Genomic DNA, 14,701 nt, shown 5'->3' with positions numbered 1-14,701 from the left:
GAGTATAATTATTCATCATCCATATATTTACTGGAATCGGCATAATTATCAAATCGAGAAAAGTGACCTTGGAACTTTAACCGAACTTTACCAATTGGACCGTTTCTTTGTTTACCTAATATAATTTCAGCAATCCCTTTATGTTCAGATGCCTCATTATAAACTTCATCACGATAAATAAACATAATGACGTCAGCATCTTGTTCAATAGAGCCCGATTCACGTAAATCTGAATTCACTGGACGTTTATCCGCTCGTTGTTCCAAACTACGGTTTAGCTGTGATAAAGCTACTACTGGAATTTGTAACTCTTTTGCTAACGCTTTTAATGAACGGGAAATTTCGGCAATTTCTAGAGTTCGGTTTTCAGAAATATTTGGTACACGCATCAATTGTAAGTAATCGACCATGATCATACTTAAACCTTTATGTTCACGATAAATACGTCTAGCCCGTGATCGCAGTTCCATTGGCGTTAAACCTGCAGAATCATCAATATAAATATTTTTCTTTTCAAGTAATAATCCCATCGTGCTGGAAATTCTTGCCCAATCATCGTCTTGCAATTGTCCTGTTCGGATGCGTGTTTGATCAACACGCGATAACGAGGCAAGCATACGCATCATAATTTGCTCTGATGGCATCTCTAAACTAAATATTAGTACGGGCTTTTCTTGCGTCATTGCTGCGTTTTCACATAAATTCATTGCAAATGTGGTTTTACCCATTGATGGCCTTGCAGCAATAATAATTAAATCTGAACGTTGTAAGCCAGCCGTTTTTTTATCTAAATCAATATAACCCGTTGAAACCCCTGTCACGCCGTCATGCGGACGTTGAAACAGTTCTTCTATTTTAGCAACCGTTGCTTCAAGCACTTCAGTGATACTTTTTGGACCTTCGCCCTGTTTTGTTCGACTTTCAGCAATTTGAAAGATTTTGCTTTCTGCTAAATCTAATATTTCGTTACTGTCTCGACCTTCTGTGGCATAACAGTTATCAGCGATTTCATTTGAAGCACTAATTAATTCACGCAAAATCGCCTGCTGTCGAATAATCTCACTATAAGCAACCACATTAATCGCACTTGGCGTGTTTTTAGAAAGCTCAGCTAAGTATGCAAATCCACCCACATCTGTTAATAGATCTTTGCTCTCTAAGCTTTCTGATAAAGTGATTAAATCAATCGGTGTACCTTTGCTAATCAGTGAATGCATTTCTGAAAAAATCAGCTGATGATGGCGCGAATAAAAATCACGATCCATAATCATTTCAGCAACGGTATCCCAACGTTGATTATCAAGCATCAAACTACCAAGTACAGCTTGTTCTGCCTCAATTGAATGCGGAGGCATCTTGATATTATGTAGATTTGATTTTTTCGACTCTTGATTTCTAGAATCTCTGTTTAAGCTTGTTTCATCTGTATTCATTACGTTCATCTTTTTTTAAACTAATTTATCGTTAAGCTTATTCACTTACGCTAAAAATAATGGCCCTAATGCAAGATTAGGTATTTGATACTCATCTGGATAATCCACTTGAACTAAATATAATCCTTCAGGTTTAGCGGTTGCTGCCGCTTGAGTCCTGTCTTTTATTTGTAGAAGTTCATTAATCCATATTGGCGGTTTATTGCCTACGCCAACTTCAAGTAAACTACCTACTATATTGCGAACCATATGGTGAACAAATGCATTAGCTTTAATATCAACGATGATATATTCGCCCTGCCTTGTTACTTCAATATGATGAATATTACGCCAAGGCGTTCGTGATTGACATTGTGCCGCTCTAAATGATGAAAAATCATTTTCACCTAATAGATACTGTGCGGCTTGATGCATCAATGCCTCATTCAGAGGCAAATAATAGTGTGAAACACCTTTGGCCAAAATTGCTGGACGATAACGGTTATTATAAATGACATAACGGTAACGTCGAGCTGTTGCACTAAACCGAGCATGAAAGCTATCATCGACCACTTGCGACCAACGCACGGCAATATTTATCGGTAAATGTGCATTGACCCCCATTGTCCAAGCAGTTTCAGATCGTATAGCTTGGGTTTCAAAATGCACAACTTGTCCTGTTGCGTGCACGCCCGCATCGGTTCGACCTGCACAAAATAGGTTTATTGGCTCATTGGTGACAGTCGATAATGCTGATTCTAATCTTGCTTGGATAGAATCAACTGATTGCTGACGTTGCCAACCAAAATAGCCACTACCATCATATTCAATACCTAAAGCGATTTTAGAGGTAGTCATTAATTAGGATCTCAAGCGTCTCTATCAACATTAATGCACCTAAATAGCGAACATTGTCAGCTACTGACCAAAATTGAATTTGTTCATAATGCCCATAACTATGCCGTAAATTAGACAATTTTATTGTCAATTGAGATTCTGATTCGGCGCTAACTTCCGTAACTGGTGTTGGTAAGTTACCTTCTTGTACCTCAACACCATATTCACCAAATCGCGCCATATCTAATTCAATAGGTAAACTACTCGATACATTTATTGCTTGTGAAAGCCCATAAAATACTGGCACCACAACAGATTCAATCGAAACAGGTAAATCGTAATTATTAAGAACTTTGCGAATTTGGTTAATCTGTGATTTTTCACCTAAAGTCGCATCATCACGTTCATGTGATATTGGTAATAAATTAAAAGCCAATTGTTTATCAAACAGTTCATTATCAACTGGCATACCATTAAGTAGACGTGCACTTTGTCCTGCTAGTTCATCAACACCTGGCTTACCGTAGAGCGATGCAGGAATGAAACTGGTTGCATGTAAATTGGTTAATAGTTCAGTATCTGTTAGCGATGCCACACAACGCAATAACTGACATACCGTCGCACTTGCCACTGCAACAATATTATCATTACGATATTCAGTTAACACATTGTTGTTAACTTTGGGCACAATTAATGGAATATGATCTTGAGTAGCAAAATAACCACTGGCATCAATAACAACACAACCAGAATCGGTCGCTATTTGCGCATATTTTTCACTCGTTTTTGCACCAGCAACAAAAAAGGCAAAATGGCACTGACTCCAATCCATTTGTGCACTATCAATAACCGTTAAGTTTTTACCCGCAAAGCGCACAATTTCGCCAGCACTATTATCACTTCCAACTAAATAAAGATTTTCAATCTGAAAATTATGTTTTTGCGCACTATCAGTTTGTGCTTCGTCTGTTTGAACACAATGTTCTTGTAACAATTCAACTAGCGCAGAACCTACTTGTCCTGTCGCACCAACAATCGCAATATTCCATGCAGACATATTTAATAACCCAAATAAAAAAGTTTAGTAGTAATTATATCACTATATCGTAATTATAGCGGAAAAAGATATTTCGCCATGCGATTGGCATTTGTTCTTTTTACCATTATTCATATAAAAGGAGTTGATTAGACTAGGTTTTTAAAAAAACTTAACGTCAGTTTTTAATATTTTTTTTATAACTCTAAAAAATTTTTTGGAACATTGATCGACAAAAATAATCTTTCTCAGTTACTAATTAAATAAACATCGTAAAATTAAAACGATTATAAAACAAATTTAGAAACATCTATCATGGCAAAAAAAACATTATCAACCATTGCTAAACAAGCCAATTTATCCATTGCTTCCGTGTCGAGAGTTTTAAAAAAACCACATTTAACCTCACCTATGACACAATCTAAAGTTTATCAAGCCATTGAGGAGCTCAACATTGATATTCATAATAATTTTAAACCACATAATGATCATAATGGCAGTAATAAAATACTAGTGTTGGACAATCAATTTATCACAAGAACATTAATTAACTACGGTTTGGAGGAAACGTTAACTCAAGCTGGTTTTGCAATTTTTTACTTTCGGTTTCCCTATCAAACAAAAAAAGACATCCATTATTTAATCAAATATATTAGTCAAAATTCCTTTGCTGGCATTTTAGTTATTAATGATGCGCCTTATTTGCAAGAACTTGAGCATTTTAAAAAAGCTTTACCGCCTATTGTGTTAGTTAATCACTTTTCCTTAAACTTTATATGTGTTCATTTTGATCATTTAATGATTGGACATCAAATAACCCAATATTTGTTGAATAATTTTCACAACAAAATTGCAGTGCTATTTAATGATAACAATAAAATCAGTTCAACACTTTTTTTACAAGGTTACAAACAAGCTTTACTAAGAGCAAGTATTACCATTAACAAAGACTATCTTATCGAAGATTGTTTTACCTATGAACATGGCAGAGCGGCGATTAAACAATTAATAAATAGTAACAATCCCCCTACCGCTATTATCTGTTGTGATAATGTTAATCTAAATTATTTAGATGAAAGATTTCAAAACTATCAATCTTTTTCAACAAATTATAGTGTTATCTTAGGCGCATTACATCAAGCAAAAGAGAGTGAAACTCAGCTAGCTCAGCCTATTACAATAACTTATCTTAGCCACTCAACAGATAGGCAATACAATGAATTAGATAAGCTAAGTCGTGTTAATAAACCCATGTATAAAATGGGTCAAGAAGCCGCAACCTTGCTTTGCCAATACATAAGAAATGAATTAGCTACAACTAAACGCTACCATATTATTGAAACAGAGACATTTTTTTATTAAAAATAGTAAATTATACTGTGTTAATTTAACTCAATTTAGCCAATTCATTCACTTAAACATAATTAAATATTATGAAGTTGATATTAATCGTTTTGGCGATAATTTATTAAACAGTTGTATTCCTGCTCCAATAAATTGTTCATCTTGATAGATTCTTACCAATGTTTCAACTGTTTTACTAGTATCAAGTTCAATCGTTCGACCCAATAAAATATCATCACCTTGAGCATGTGTCAGTATTACTTTAGGACAATCTTGTAATGGACTATCGACGGGCATTAAGAGTTGATCTTTATCGTTCATCTCTTCTAATGTTTCTAACGTGACCATATTTTCAATAGGATAGTTGGATACTTGCAAACGTCTTAAATAAATAACGTGTGCGCCACAACCAAGTCGTTCACCCAAATCATCAACAATCGTGCGGATATAAGTTCCTTTAGAACAATGTATCTCTAACGTCAATTCGTTTTTTTCAACATCAAATTGAATAAATTCATTTTTATAAACAGTGATAGGTCTAGCTTCGCGATCAATTACAATACCTTGACGAGCATACTCATAAAGTGGCTTACCTTGATATTTTAACGCTGAAAACATCGTTGGCACTTGTAAAATATCACCACGAAAATGTGTTAAAGCTTCATTGATTTGCGATTCAGTTACCTCAACTGATTTGGTGCTAACTATTTGACCATCAGCATCAGAAGTATCAGTTCGTTCACCAAGTTTAGCAATGACACGATAACACTTATCAGAATCTAACAAATATTGAGAAAATTTGGTCGCTTCACCAAAGCAAATTGGTAACATACCCGTTGCTAATGGATCAAGCGCTCCGGTATGCCCTGCTTTTTTCGCATTAAACAATCGCTTTACTTTTTGCAGCGCATCGTTTGACGTCAAGCCTTGTGGTTTATCTAGCAATAAAACGCCGTGAAGATCACGGCGAGTTTTTTTTATATTCATCATCTTTTTATACTGAAACGTATAGTTAACCTGAAACTTTTTTACAAAAAATTAGAAGTTATTTGTAAAATTAATCTTTATGACGCTCGTTATCTTGCTTAATAACATTCGTTACTAAATTAGACATATGCATACCTTTTACCAGAGATTCATCGTAAAAGAATTTAATCTCAGGAATAATACGTAAGCTCATAGCTTTACCAATTAAAGTACGAATGTAGCCTTTCGCATCGTTAAGCACTTTTAAACCTTGCTCGATAACTTGTGGATCTTCATCATTTAAAAAAGTCACAAAAACTTTAGCGTATGAAAGATCACGTGAAATATCTACACCAGAAACCGTTACCATACCTAAACGAGGATCTTTGATTTCTCGTTGCAAGATGATTGCAATTTCTTTTTGTAATTCATGTCCGACTCGAGATGAACGATTAAATGCTTTTGCCATATCTATTTTCCTTTAAATATAAATAAGCAAGGCTTAAACCTTGCTTATAAAAGACAGCGTAATGACTAAATCGTACGTTTGATTTCGATAGTTTCAAACACTTCAATAGTATCGCCAACGCGAACATCATTATAGTTACGTACACCAATACCACATTCCATACCATTACGAACTTCATTGACGTCATCTTTAAAGCGACGTAATGATTCAAGTTCGCCTTCATAGATAACCACGTTATCACGTAATACACGGATTGGATTATGACGTTTCACCACACCTTCCGTTACCATACAGCCAGCAATCGCACCAAATTTTGGTGATTTAAAGACATCACGTACTTCGGCAAGACCAATGATCTCTTGTTTGTACTCAGGTGCAAGCATACCGCTCATTGCTTGTTTAACTTCATCAATAAGATCATAAATTACTGAATAGTAGCGTAGATCTAAGTTTTCTGTTTCAACTACTTTACGCGCAGATGCATCAGCACGTACGTTAAAGCCTAAAATAATTGCATTAGATGCTGCCGCAAGAGAAGCGTCAGTTTCAGTAATACCACCTACACCTGAACCAATAATTTTAACTTTAACTTCATCGGTTGATAGTTTAAGTAATGAATCGGAAATTGCTTCAACGGAACCTTGAACATCTGCTTTTAACACGATATTGAGTTCAGATACATCACCTTCGGTCATGTTGGTGAACATGTTTTCAAGTTTCGCTTTTTGTTGACGAGCTAATTTCACATCGCGGAACTTACCTTGTCGATAAAGCGCAACTTCACGAGCTTTCTTCTCATCACGTACAACGGTTGCTTCATCACCCGCCGATGGCACACCAGATAGACCAAGAATCTCAACTGGGATAGATGGACCCGCTTCAGTCACTTCTTTACCTAATTCATTGCGCATTGCACGAATTCGACCATACTCAAATCCACAAAGTACAATATCGCCTTTACGTAGAGTACCTGATTGAACTAGTACGGTAGCAACAGAACCTCGACCTTTATCAAGGAATGATTCAATAACAACACCACTTGCCATTCCAGTTTCGTAAGCAGTTAATTCAAGTACTTCAGCTTGTAATAAGATCGCTTCAAGTAGTTGATCGATACCCGTACCTGCTTTAGCTGAAACATGAACAAACTGAGTATCACCGCCCCAATCTTCTGACATAACGCCATATTGAGCCAATTCGCCTTTTACACGCTCAGGATCGGCTTCTGGTTTATCAATTTTATTTACAGCAACAACAATTGGCACGTTTGCAGCTTTAGCATGCTGAATAGCTTCAATTGTTTGTGGCATTACACCGTCATCAGCAGCAACAACAAGTACCACGATATCGGTCGCTTTTGCACCACGAGCACGCATTGAAGTAAATGCCGCATGACCTGGAGTATCTAAGAAAGTGATCTCACCATTTGCAGTTTTAACATGATAAGCACCAATATGCTGAGTGATACCACCCGCTTCACCTGATGCTACTTTCGCTTTACGAATATAATCAAGTAACGATGTTTTACCATGGTCAACGTGTCCCATAATGGTCACAACAGGTGCACGTGCAACTTTTTCTGCGCCAGTATCACGATCGCTCATAAGTGATTCTTCAAGCTCGTTTTCACGACGAAGTACCACTTTATGTCCCATTTCTTCAGCAACAAGCTGTGCTGTTTCTTGATCGATTACTTGGTTGATGGTTGCCATTGCGCCCATCTTCATCATGGTTTTAATGACTTCTGAGCCTTTTACAGCCATTTTATTGGCTAATTCAGCAACGGTAATTGTTTCACCAATCACAACATCTCGGTTAACCGCTTGTACTGGTTTATTAAAGCTTTGTTGCAATGCGCTTTTACCTTTCTTTTTATGACCACTTCGTGTAACAGCTCGCGCTTCTTCACGTTCAGCTTTACCTTCAGAAAGTTTGCTACCTTTTTTCTGCTTAGTTTGTTTACCGTTGCGACCACGCCCACGAGCGCTTTCTACTTCACGATCGGTATCGTCCTCAGCCGCTCTTGCATATTTAGAAGTGGTAACATGATAATCATCATCATCTGAATTATCAGTCTCATCCGTATCACTGTATTGTTCTGCTAATTTACGTGCTTCTTCAGCCATACGTTTAGCGTCTTCTTCAAGTTTACGACGATTTTCTTCTTCTGCTTTTCGTTTAATTTCGTTAGCTTCGGCTTCTAAACGAGCCTTCTCTTCTTGTGCTTTTTTCACTTTAGGATCCACAGGGTGCGCTTGTTCTGTTTTTGCTACTTGCTTAGCTTTTTCTTCTTCAGCCTGAGCTTGTGCTTGAGCCTGAGCCTGAATTTCAGCTTGTTTTTTAGCTTCTTCTTCACGTTTCTTAGCTTCTTCTGCAGCTGCTAATCTCTCTTTTTCTTCCGCTTCTTGGCGGGCTTTCAATTCAGCTTCTTGCTTAATTTTTTCGGCTTCAAGACGAGCTTTCTCTTGTTCTGCTACAAGTTCAACTGGATCGCGCTTGACAAAAGTTCGTTTTTTACGAACTTCTACTTTAATTTCTTTGCTTTTACCGCCAGCACTTGACACATTTAAAGTTGAATGTGTTTTACGTTGCAACGTTAATTTGGTCGGACCTTGCTGAGGATTTAAATGCGCAAGCAAAGCTTCTTTTTCCTTTTGTGTAACAGTATCAGATGCTGTTTTTTTAATACCTGCATCGGCAAACTGTTGCAAAAGTGTTTGCACTGGAGTATTTATTTCCTGAGCCAGTGTTTCGATTGATACTTTGGTCATGTATAACTTTCCCTCAATTATTCATTTGCAAACCAACAAATATTACGTGCAGCCATAATAAAATCGCCAGCTTGTTTGCTTGTTAAACCTTCAATGTCGGCTAGATCGTCGGTACCTTGTTCAGCTAAATCTTCCAAAGTAGTTACGTCATGTTGTGCTAATTGATAGGCCAATTCTTGTGTCATACCTGCCAAATCTAATAAATCTTGAGCAGGTCTTTTGTCACCACTCGTCGCTAATGCCATTGTGGTTAATGCATCCTTTGCTCGACTTCTTAATGCTTCAACAAGTTCTTCATTAAGTTCTTCAATTTCAAGTAATTCATCAACAGGTACATAAGCAAGTTCTTCCAATGAAGTAAATCCTTCTTCAACTAATAGTTGTGCAAGATCTTCTTCAATATCTAAATGCTTCATGAAATTACTAATTGAAGCAAAAGATTCTGCATGATGTTTTTCTTGTAAATCTTCGGTACTCATAACATTTAATGTCCAGCCCGTAAGCTGTGATGCTAAACGAATATTTTGCCCATTTCGACCAATTGCCTGTGGCAACGTATCGGCATTAACGGCGACATCCATAGTATGTTTATCTTCATCAACAACGATTGACACCACATCTGCAGGCGCCATAGCGTTAATTACGTATTGTGCTGGGTTATCATCCCATAAAACAATATCGATTCGCTCACCACCAAATTCATTTGATACCGCTTGAACACGTGCACCACGCATACCAACACAAGCACCGACTGGATCAATACGACGGTCATTGCTGCTAACTGCAATTTTGGCACGCGATCCTGGATCACGAGCAACACCTTTAATATCAATCATCTCTTCACCAATTTCTGGTACTTCGATACGGAATAATTCTTCCATCATCTCAGGGTTAGAACGACTGATACAAAGTTGTGCTGGTTTGTTATCTTGTTCAACAAGGTATAAAATACCACGAACACGGTCACCAATACGAAAGTTTTCACGTGGTAACATGTCATGACGTAACATCATTGCATCGGCATTATTACCTAAATCAAGAATTACACTATCACGGTTAGTTTTCTTGACAATACCCGTTACGATTTCACCAATGCGATTTCTGAACATGTCAATTACCATGGCTCGCTCAGCTTCACGTACTTTTTGTACAATAACTTGTTTCGCTGTTTGGGTAGTAATACGGTCAAATGCTACTGATTCAATCTGTTCTTGAACATAATCACCGAGTTGTACTGATGGATCTTCATATTGTGCTGCTTCTAATGTTATTTCTTTCGTTGGTTGAGAGACATCACTCACAACATGCCAACGACGGAATGTGTCATAATCGCCTGTTTTATGGTCGATTTTTACAATAACGTCAATATCCACATTCTGTTTCTTTTTAGTGGCTGTTGCTAATGCTGTTTCTAGCGCTTCAAAAATTTTGTCACGCGTTAGTGCTTTTTCATTTGATACTGCTTCAACAACAGCTAAAATTTCTTTATTCATCCTTTACACCCGTACTCTATTTAAGGTTAAAATTAGGTACTATGTTTGCTTTCTGTATATTACTAAAAGCAAACACTTCATCATTATCTTCCACCGTTAATGTAATCATGTCATTATCAATGGATTTTATCCTACCTTTCCACTTGCGACGATTTGCAACAGGAATACGTAAACTAATAGTGACTTCTTCACCAATAAAGCGTTGATAATGTTCAAGCGTAAACAGAGGTCTATCCATACCTGGCGATGAAACTTCAAGGTTATAGGCGTCTTTGATAGGGTCTTCAACATCAAGTACTGCGCTAATTTGTCGGCTAACATCAGCACAATCATCAACAGTTATACCATTTTCATTATCAATATAGACTCGAAGTACAGGATAACGACCACGAATGTATTCAACGCCAACTAACTCAAAACCAAGTGCATTTACTGGTTCTTGAATGATATCAGTTAATTGCTGTTCTATATTAGCCAAACAAACCTCCACTGCAGAAAATAAAAAAGGGCATAAAGCCCAACATTCTTTTTAAACTTACGCTTAAAATCACAACACGAAAAAAAACCTCGACATGCGAGGCTACATTTAAAAAACCAATTATAATGAAGCCACTTGAGTTGAACTTTCATGCAATAAAAAGGGTTGATTGATTTATGAATGAAAATTTAAGTGGTTGCGGGGGCTGGATTTGAACCAACGACCTTCGGGTTATGAGCCCGACGAGCTACCAAGCTGCTCCACCCCGCGATAGATGACTGAGAATTATACTTCTTTTTGGATAAAATGCAACTTAAAATCACGCTCGTTTTATCAATTATGCTTAAAGTTTTTAAAAATAACACACTTTAACTTTGCTTGTGTATTCAGGTAAATTAAGCATAATTGATTACCTAATATTGGTATAAAAATCCATATTTCAAGTTCATTATACCAATGTTAGTTCTTTAAATAAGATTACTTGCTTGTCGCCTGTTTCATCGTTTTAACAAAGCTCGCTAATTCACTCAGCATTTTATCTGTGTTATCCAGATTATGCTCAATAATTTTAACTGTAGCCGAACCCGCGATAGCCCCAGCAGCACCCGATTTAATGGCTTCACTGACTTGAAACGGTTCAGAAATACCAAATCCTTGAATCGCTGGCGGAGCACCATATTCATGCAATTTATCAAGTAAATGGGTTAAAGGTTTATTAGCACGATTTTCAGTACCTGTTACGCCTGCACGCGAGACCAAATAAGTATAACCTTTACCTTGTTTAGCAATATTCTTTATCACTTCATCATCTGCATTAGGCGGACAAATAAATATTGGGTCAATTCCATGTTTTTCAGCAGAATCGGTAAATTCTGGTGCATATTCCACAGGTAAATCAGCAATTAATACTGAATCGACGCCCGCTTTGGCACATTTAGCATAGAAGTTATCAATACCATTTTTGAACACCAAATTAGCATAAATAAGCAAACCTATTGGGATATCAGCATTTTGCTTTCTTATTTTACTTAAAATTTCAAACGATTTTTCAACGCTAATACCACCTTTAAAAGCACGAATATTAGCATTTTGAATGGTTGGACCATCGGCCATTGGATCTGAAAATGGGATACCTAATTCTAAGGCGTCAGCACCTGCATCAATCAAGGTTTGGATAATTTCTAGCGAAAGATCAGGTGTTGGATCGCCAACCGGTACAAAAGGAACAAATGCACCACGTTTTTCCGCTGCTAAAGTTGCAAACAGTTTTTGATAACGGCTCATTGTATTTCTCCTTTTGCTTTTAAAACATCATAAACAGTAAATATATCTTTATCACCACGACCAGATAAGTTAACAATTAATAGTTGTTCTTTGTCTGGGTTTTCTTTAATCATTTTCATCGCGTAGGCTAATGCATGTGATGATTCAAGTGCGGGGATAATTCCTTCATGACGGGATAATTCTTTAAACGCATCAAGTGCTTCATCGTCAGTAATCGAAACGTATTGCGCTCGACCAATGCTATCTAAATAAGCATGTTGTGGGCCCACTGCTGGAAAATCAAGTCCTGCTGAAATTGAATAAGACTCTTCAATTTGTCCTTCGTCAGTCTGCATCATTGGGGTTTTCATTCCAAAATAGATACCTAACTTGCCATGTTTTAATGAAGCGCCATGCTCGCCACTTTCAATACCATGCCCGCCGGGCTCAACACCAATTAATTTAACGGATTTATCATCAATAAAGTTAGCAAACATACCAATCGCATTAGATCCTCCACCAACACAAGCAATAACAGCATCAGGCAGACGGCCTTCACGCTCTAAAATTTGCTGTTTAGCTTCACGGCTGATCATTTGTTGAAATTCACGCACAATAGTTGGGAAAGGATGTGGACCCGCTGCTGTACCAAGCATATAGTGAGCGTGTTCATAGCTACCAGACCAATCGCGTAGCGCTTCATTACAGGCATCTTTCAACGTTGCTGAACCTGTTTCAACCGGAATCACTGTGGCGCCCATTAGTCGCATTCTAAAGACATTAGGTGCTTGACGTTGAACATCTTTTGCGCCCATATAGATTCGGCATTTTAAGCCTAATAGCGCACAAGCTAAAGCTGAAGCAACACCATGCTGCCCTGCTCCAGTTTCGGCAATAATTTCAGTTTTACCCATGCGTTTAGCCAGTAAAGCTTGACCTAATACTTGATTGGTCTTGTGTGCCCCACCATGCACTAAATCTTCTCGTTTTAAATAAAGTTTAGTTTTAGTGCCCGCAGTTAAATTTTTACATAATGTCAGCGCAGTTGGTCGACCGGCATAATTAATTAATAGATCATTGAATTCTTTTTGGAAATTTGGATCATGTATCGCTGATAAAAAAGCTTGCTCAAGTTGTTCTAGTACAGGCATTAATATTTGGGGGACATATTGCCCACCAAACTCACCAAAATAAGGATTTAATTTAGACATAACCATTCCTTTTTATAATTAAAAATTAAATTTGTTCAAATACTGCGTTGATTTTCTGTTTATCTTTGATGCCAGGCGACTGTTCAACTCCTGAATTGAGATCAACCCCAATCACACTGGTTGCAATAGCTAACTTAATATTTTCTGGATTGATGCCTCCAGCTAAAATCACATTACTTAACTCATGATTCTCAAGTAATGACCAATCAAAACTTTTACCTGTTCCACCCGCACCATTGTCAAAGACATAACGTGAAACTAATGGATTATGATGCTCTGGGACTGTGCCATCAATACTTAGTGCTTTCCAAATTTGGCAGGTTAAAGGTAGCTTTTCGCGTAAAGCTTGTATGTAGTCAGCATCTTCTTTACCATGCAGTTGCACGGCGTAAAGAGATAACTGCTCAGCAATTTGACATACTTCATCAATGTTTTGGTTTTTAAAAACGCCCACCCAATTAAGAGGTGCCGCCGACATCACACTGCGGGCTTTATTGGGTTGAATATAACGCGGTGAACTGCTAACAAAAATCAACCCGCCATATACTGCTCCTGCTTGGTAAACATTGACCGCATCTTCGGCACGAGTTAAACCACAGACTTTATTTTCACCCAACACGACTTTGCGAATGGCTAAATCTAAATTAGGCTCTGACATCAACGCGCTGCCAATTAAAAAGCCTTTGGCATACTGACGCAGATCCTTTACTTGATTATGAGTATAAATTCCTGACTCGCTAATAACAATGCGATCGTCAGGAATCGTTTTCGATAAATTCTTAACTCGATTTAAATCTACGGTAAGATCGCGCAAATTACGATTATTAATGCCAATAACTTTAGCTCCTAATTTAATTGCTCGTTCTACTTCGCTTTCAGTACTCGCTTCGGTTAAAACGCCCATATTAAGTCGATGAGCAACCTCACTTAACTGTTGATACTCATCATCTGTCACGACTGACAGCATTAATAAAATGGCATCAGCTTGATAATAACGAGCCAAATAAATTTGGTATTCATCAATAATAAAATCCTTACAAAGTACAGGTTGTGTCACCTCTTTACGTACAATCGGTAAAAATTCAAAATGACCTTGAAAATATTTTTCATCGGTCAAAACAGAAATAGCTGATGCATAATTTTTATAAATTTTAGCAATTTCGGCTGGGTCAAAATCATCACGAATTAATCCTTTAGACGGCGAAGCCTTTTTGCACTCCAAAATAAACGCCGTTTTAGCTTGATTTAAAGCTTGATAAAAATCACGATCACTGGGTTTCACATTCGATTTAAAAGTTGCAAGTGGTTTAGCTGCTTGCTGCTGAGATAACCAAATCTGCTTATCATGAATGATCTTTTTTAATACTGTTGCCATTTCAACATTTTTGGTTAATGCTGCAATTACCATATTATTCTCCATC

General features: G+C 37.3%; 12 protein-coding genes and 1 tRNA gene. 1 reads left to right on the top strand and 12 read right to left on the bottom strand.

Going from position 1 to position 14,701, the window contains the following annotated elements; all coding sequences use genetic code 11:
* Positions 1–8: 8 nt before the first annotated feature.
* Genes dnaB through A9G17_RS11220 form a run of 3 tightly spaced genes read right to left on the bottom strand, consistent with a single transcriptional unit; the run spans position 9 to position 3,306 of the window.
* Positions 9–1,433 (bottom strand): replicative DNA helicase, encoded by a 1,425-nt coding sequence (dnaB, locus tag A9G17_RS11230; protein WP_065738779.1) that lies wholly within the window; start codon positions 1,431–1,433, stop codon positions 9–11.
* A 45-nt stretch (positions 1,434–1,478) separates the two neighbouring features.
* A complete protein-coding gene (truA, locus tag A9G17_RS11225; protein ID WP_065738778.1) occupies positions 1,479–2,270 on the bottom strand; it encodes a tRNA pseudouridine(38-40) synthase TruA in 792 nt (263 codons plus the stop codon).
* A complete protein-coding gene (locus tag A9G17_RS11220; RefSeq protein WP_065738777.1) occupies positions 2,257–3,306 on the bottom strand; it encodes an aspartate-semialdehyde dehydrogenase in 1,050 nt (349 codons plus the stop codon). The genes truA and A9G17_RS11220 overlap by 14 nt, the downstream gene beginning before the upstream one ends.
* Before the next feature lie 294 nt (positions 3,307–3,600).
* On the opposite strand from A9G17_RS11220, the gene A9G17_RS11215 reads away from it, so the two are divergent.
* Positions 3,601–4,647, top strand: a complete 1,047-nt coding sequence (locus A9G17_RS11215) for a LacI family DNA-binding transcriptional regulator (protein ID WP_065738776.1) — start codon at positions 3,601–3,603, stop codon at positions 4,645–4,647.
* A 69-nt stretch (positions 4,648–4,716) separates the two neighbouring features.
* On the opposite strand, the gene truB is transcribed toward A9G17_RS11215, so the two are convergent.
* From truB to trpCF, 9 genes are all read right to left on the bottom strand, one after another.
* The gene (gene truB, locus A9G17_RS11210; RefSeq protein ID WP_141677615.1) at positions 4,717–5,616 is read right to left on the bottom strand and encodes a tRNA pseudouridine(55) synthase TruB; all 900 of its coding nucleotides are present in this window, start codon (positions 5,614–5,616) and stop codon (positions 4,717–4,719) included.
* A gap of 70 nt (positions 5,617–5,686) precedes the next feature.
* The gene (rbfA, locus tag A9G17_RS11205) at positions 5,687–6,064 is read right to left on the bottom strand and encodes a 30S ribosome-binding factor RbfA (RefSeq protein ID WP_039127604.1); all 378 of its coding nucleotides are present in this window, start codon (positions 6,062–6,064) and stop codon (positions 5,687–5,689) included.
* Positions 6,065–6,129: 65 nt separating this feature from the next.
* Positions 6,130–8,835 carry a translation initiation factor IF-2 gene (gene infB, locus A9G17_RS11200; RefSeq protein ID WP_065738774.1) on the bottom strand — a complete coding sequence of 902 codons (2,706 nt, stop codon included), beginning with the start codon at positions 8,833–8,835 and terminating at the stop codon, positions 6,130–6,132.
* A 17-nt stretch (positions 8,836–8,852) separates the two neighbouring features.
* Complete coding sequence (nusA, locus tag A9G17_RS11195; protein ID WP_039127608.1) at positions 8,853–10,328, bottom strand: transcription termination factor NusA; 1,476 nt, start codon at positions 10,326–10,328, stop codon at positions 8,853–8,855.
* Positions 10,329–10,344: 16 nt separating this feature from the next.
* Positions 10,345–10,806 carry a ribosome maturation factor RimP gene (gene rimP / locus A9G17_RS11190; protein WP_025316054.1) on the bottom strand — a complete coding sequence of 154 codons (462 nt, stop codon included), beginning with the start codon at positions 10,804–10,806 and terminating at the stop codon, positions 10,345–10,347.
* A 193-nt stretch (positions 10,807–10,999) separates the two neighbouring features.
* A tRNA-Met gene (locus tag A9G17_RS11185) sits at positions 11,000–11,076 on the bottom strand.
* Positions 11,077–11,283: 207 nt separating this feature from the next.
* The gene (trpA, locus tag A9G17_RS11180) at positions 11,284–12,090 is read right to left on the bottom strand and encodes a tryptophan synthase subunit alpha (protein WP_039127615.1); all 807 of its coding nucleotides are present in this window, start codon (positions 12,088–12,090) and stop codon (positions 11,284–11,286) included.
* The gene (gene trpB, locus A9G17_RS11175) at positions 12,087–13,280 is read right to left on the bottom strand and encodes a tryptophan synthase subunit beta (RefSeq protein ID WP_065738773.1); all 1,194 of its coding nucleotides are present in this window, start codon (positions 13,278–13,280) and stop codon (positions 12,087–12,089) included. The genes trpA and trpB overlap by 4 nt, the downstream gene beginning before the upstream one ends.
* 25 nt (positions 13,281–13,305) lie before the next feature.
* Positions 13,306–14,688, bottom strand: a complete 1,383-nt coding sequence (gene trpCF / locus A9G17_RS11170; RefSeq protein ID WP_065738772.1) for a bifunctional indole-3-glycerol-phosphate synthase TrpC/phosphoribosylanthranilate isomerase TrpF — start codon at positions 14,686–14,688, stop codon at positions 13,306–13,308.
* Positions 14,689–14,701: the final 13 nt, after the last annotated feature.

The sequence above is a fragment of the Gilliamella sp. wkB7 genome (assembly GCF_001693435.1).
Lineage (GTDB): Bacteria > Pseudomonadota > Gammaproteobacteria > Enterobacterales > Orbaceae > Gilliamella > Gilliamella apicola_N.
The sequence above is the reverse complement of the archived record's forward strand: the minus strand, read 5'-3'. Positions and strand labels throughout refer to the sequence as shown.

Coding starts and splice junctions, on each gene's coding strand:
- dnaB (WP_065738779.1), bottom strand. CDS start 1,433: ATGAATACAGATGAAACAAGCTTAAACAGAGATTCTAGAAATCAAGAG.
- truA (WP_065738778.1), bottom strand. CDS start 2,270: ATGACTACCTCTAAAATCGCTTTAGGTATTGAATATGATGGTAGTGGC.
- A9G17_RS11220 (WP_065738777.1), bottom strand. CDS start 3,306: ATGTCTGCATGGAATATTGCGATTGTTGGTGCGACAGGACAAGTAGGT.
- A9G17_RS11215 (WP_065738776.1), top strand. CDS start 3,601: ATGGCAAAAAAAACATTATCAACCATTGCTAAACAAGCCAATTTATCC.
- truB (WP_141677615.1), bottom strand. CDS start 5,616: ATGAATATAAAAAAAACTCGCCGTGATCTTCACGGCGTTTTATTGCTA.
- rbfA (WP_039127604.1), bottom strand. CDS start 6,064: ATGGCAAAAGCATTTAATCGTTCATCTCGAGTCGGACATGAATTACAA.
- infB (WP_065738774.1), bottom strand. CDS start 8,835: ATGACCAAAGTATCAATCGAAACACTGGCTCAGGAAATAAATACTCCA.
- nusA (WP_039127608.1), bottom strand. CDS start 10,328: ATGAATAAAGAAATTTTAGCTGTTGTTGAAGCAGTATCAAATGAAAAA.
- trpA (WP_039127615.1), bottom strand. CDS start 12,090: ATGAGCCGTTATCAAAAACTGTTTGCAACTTTAGCAGCGGAAAAACGT.
- trpB (WP_065738773.1), bottom strand. CDS start 13,280: ATGTCTAAATTAAATCCTTATTTTGGTGAGTTTGGTGGGCAATATGTC.
- trpCF (WP_065738772.1), bottom strand. CDS start 14,688: ATGGTAATTGCAGCATTAACCAAAAATGTTGAAATGGCAACAGTATTA.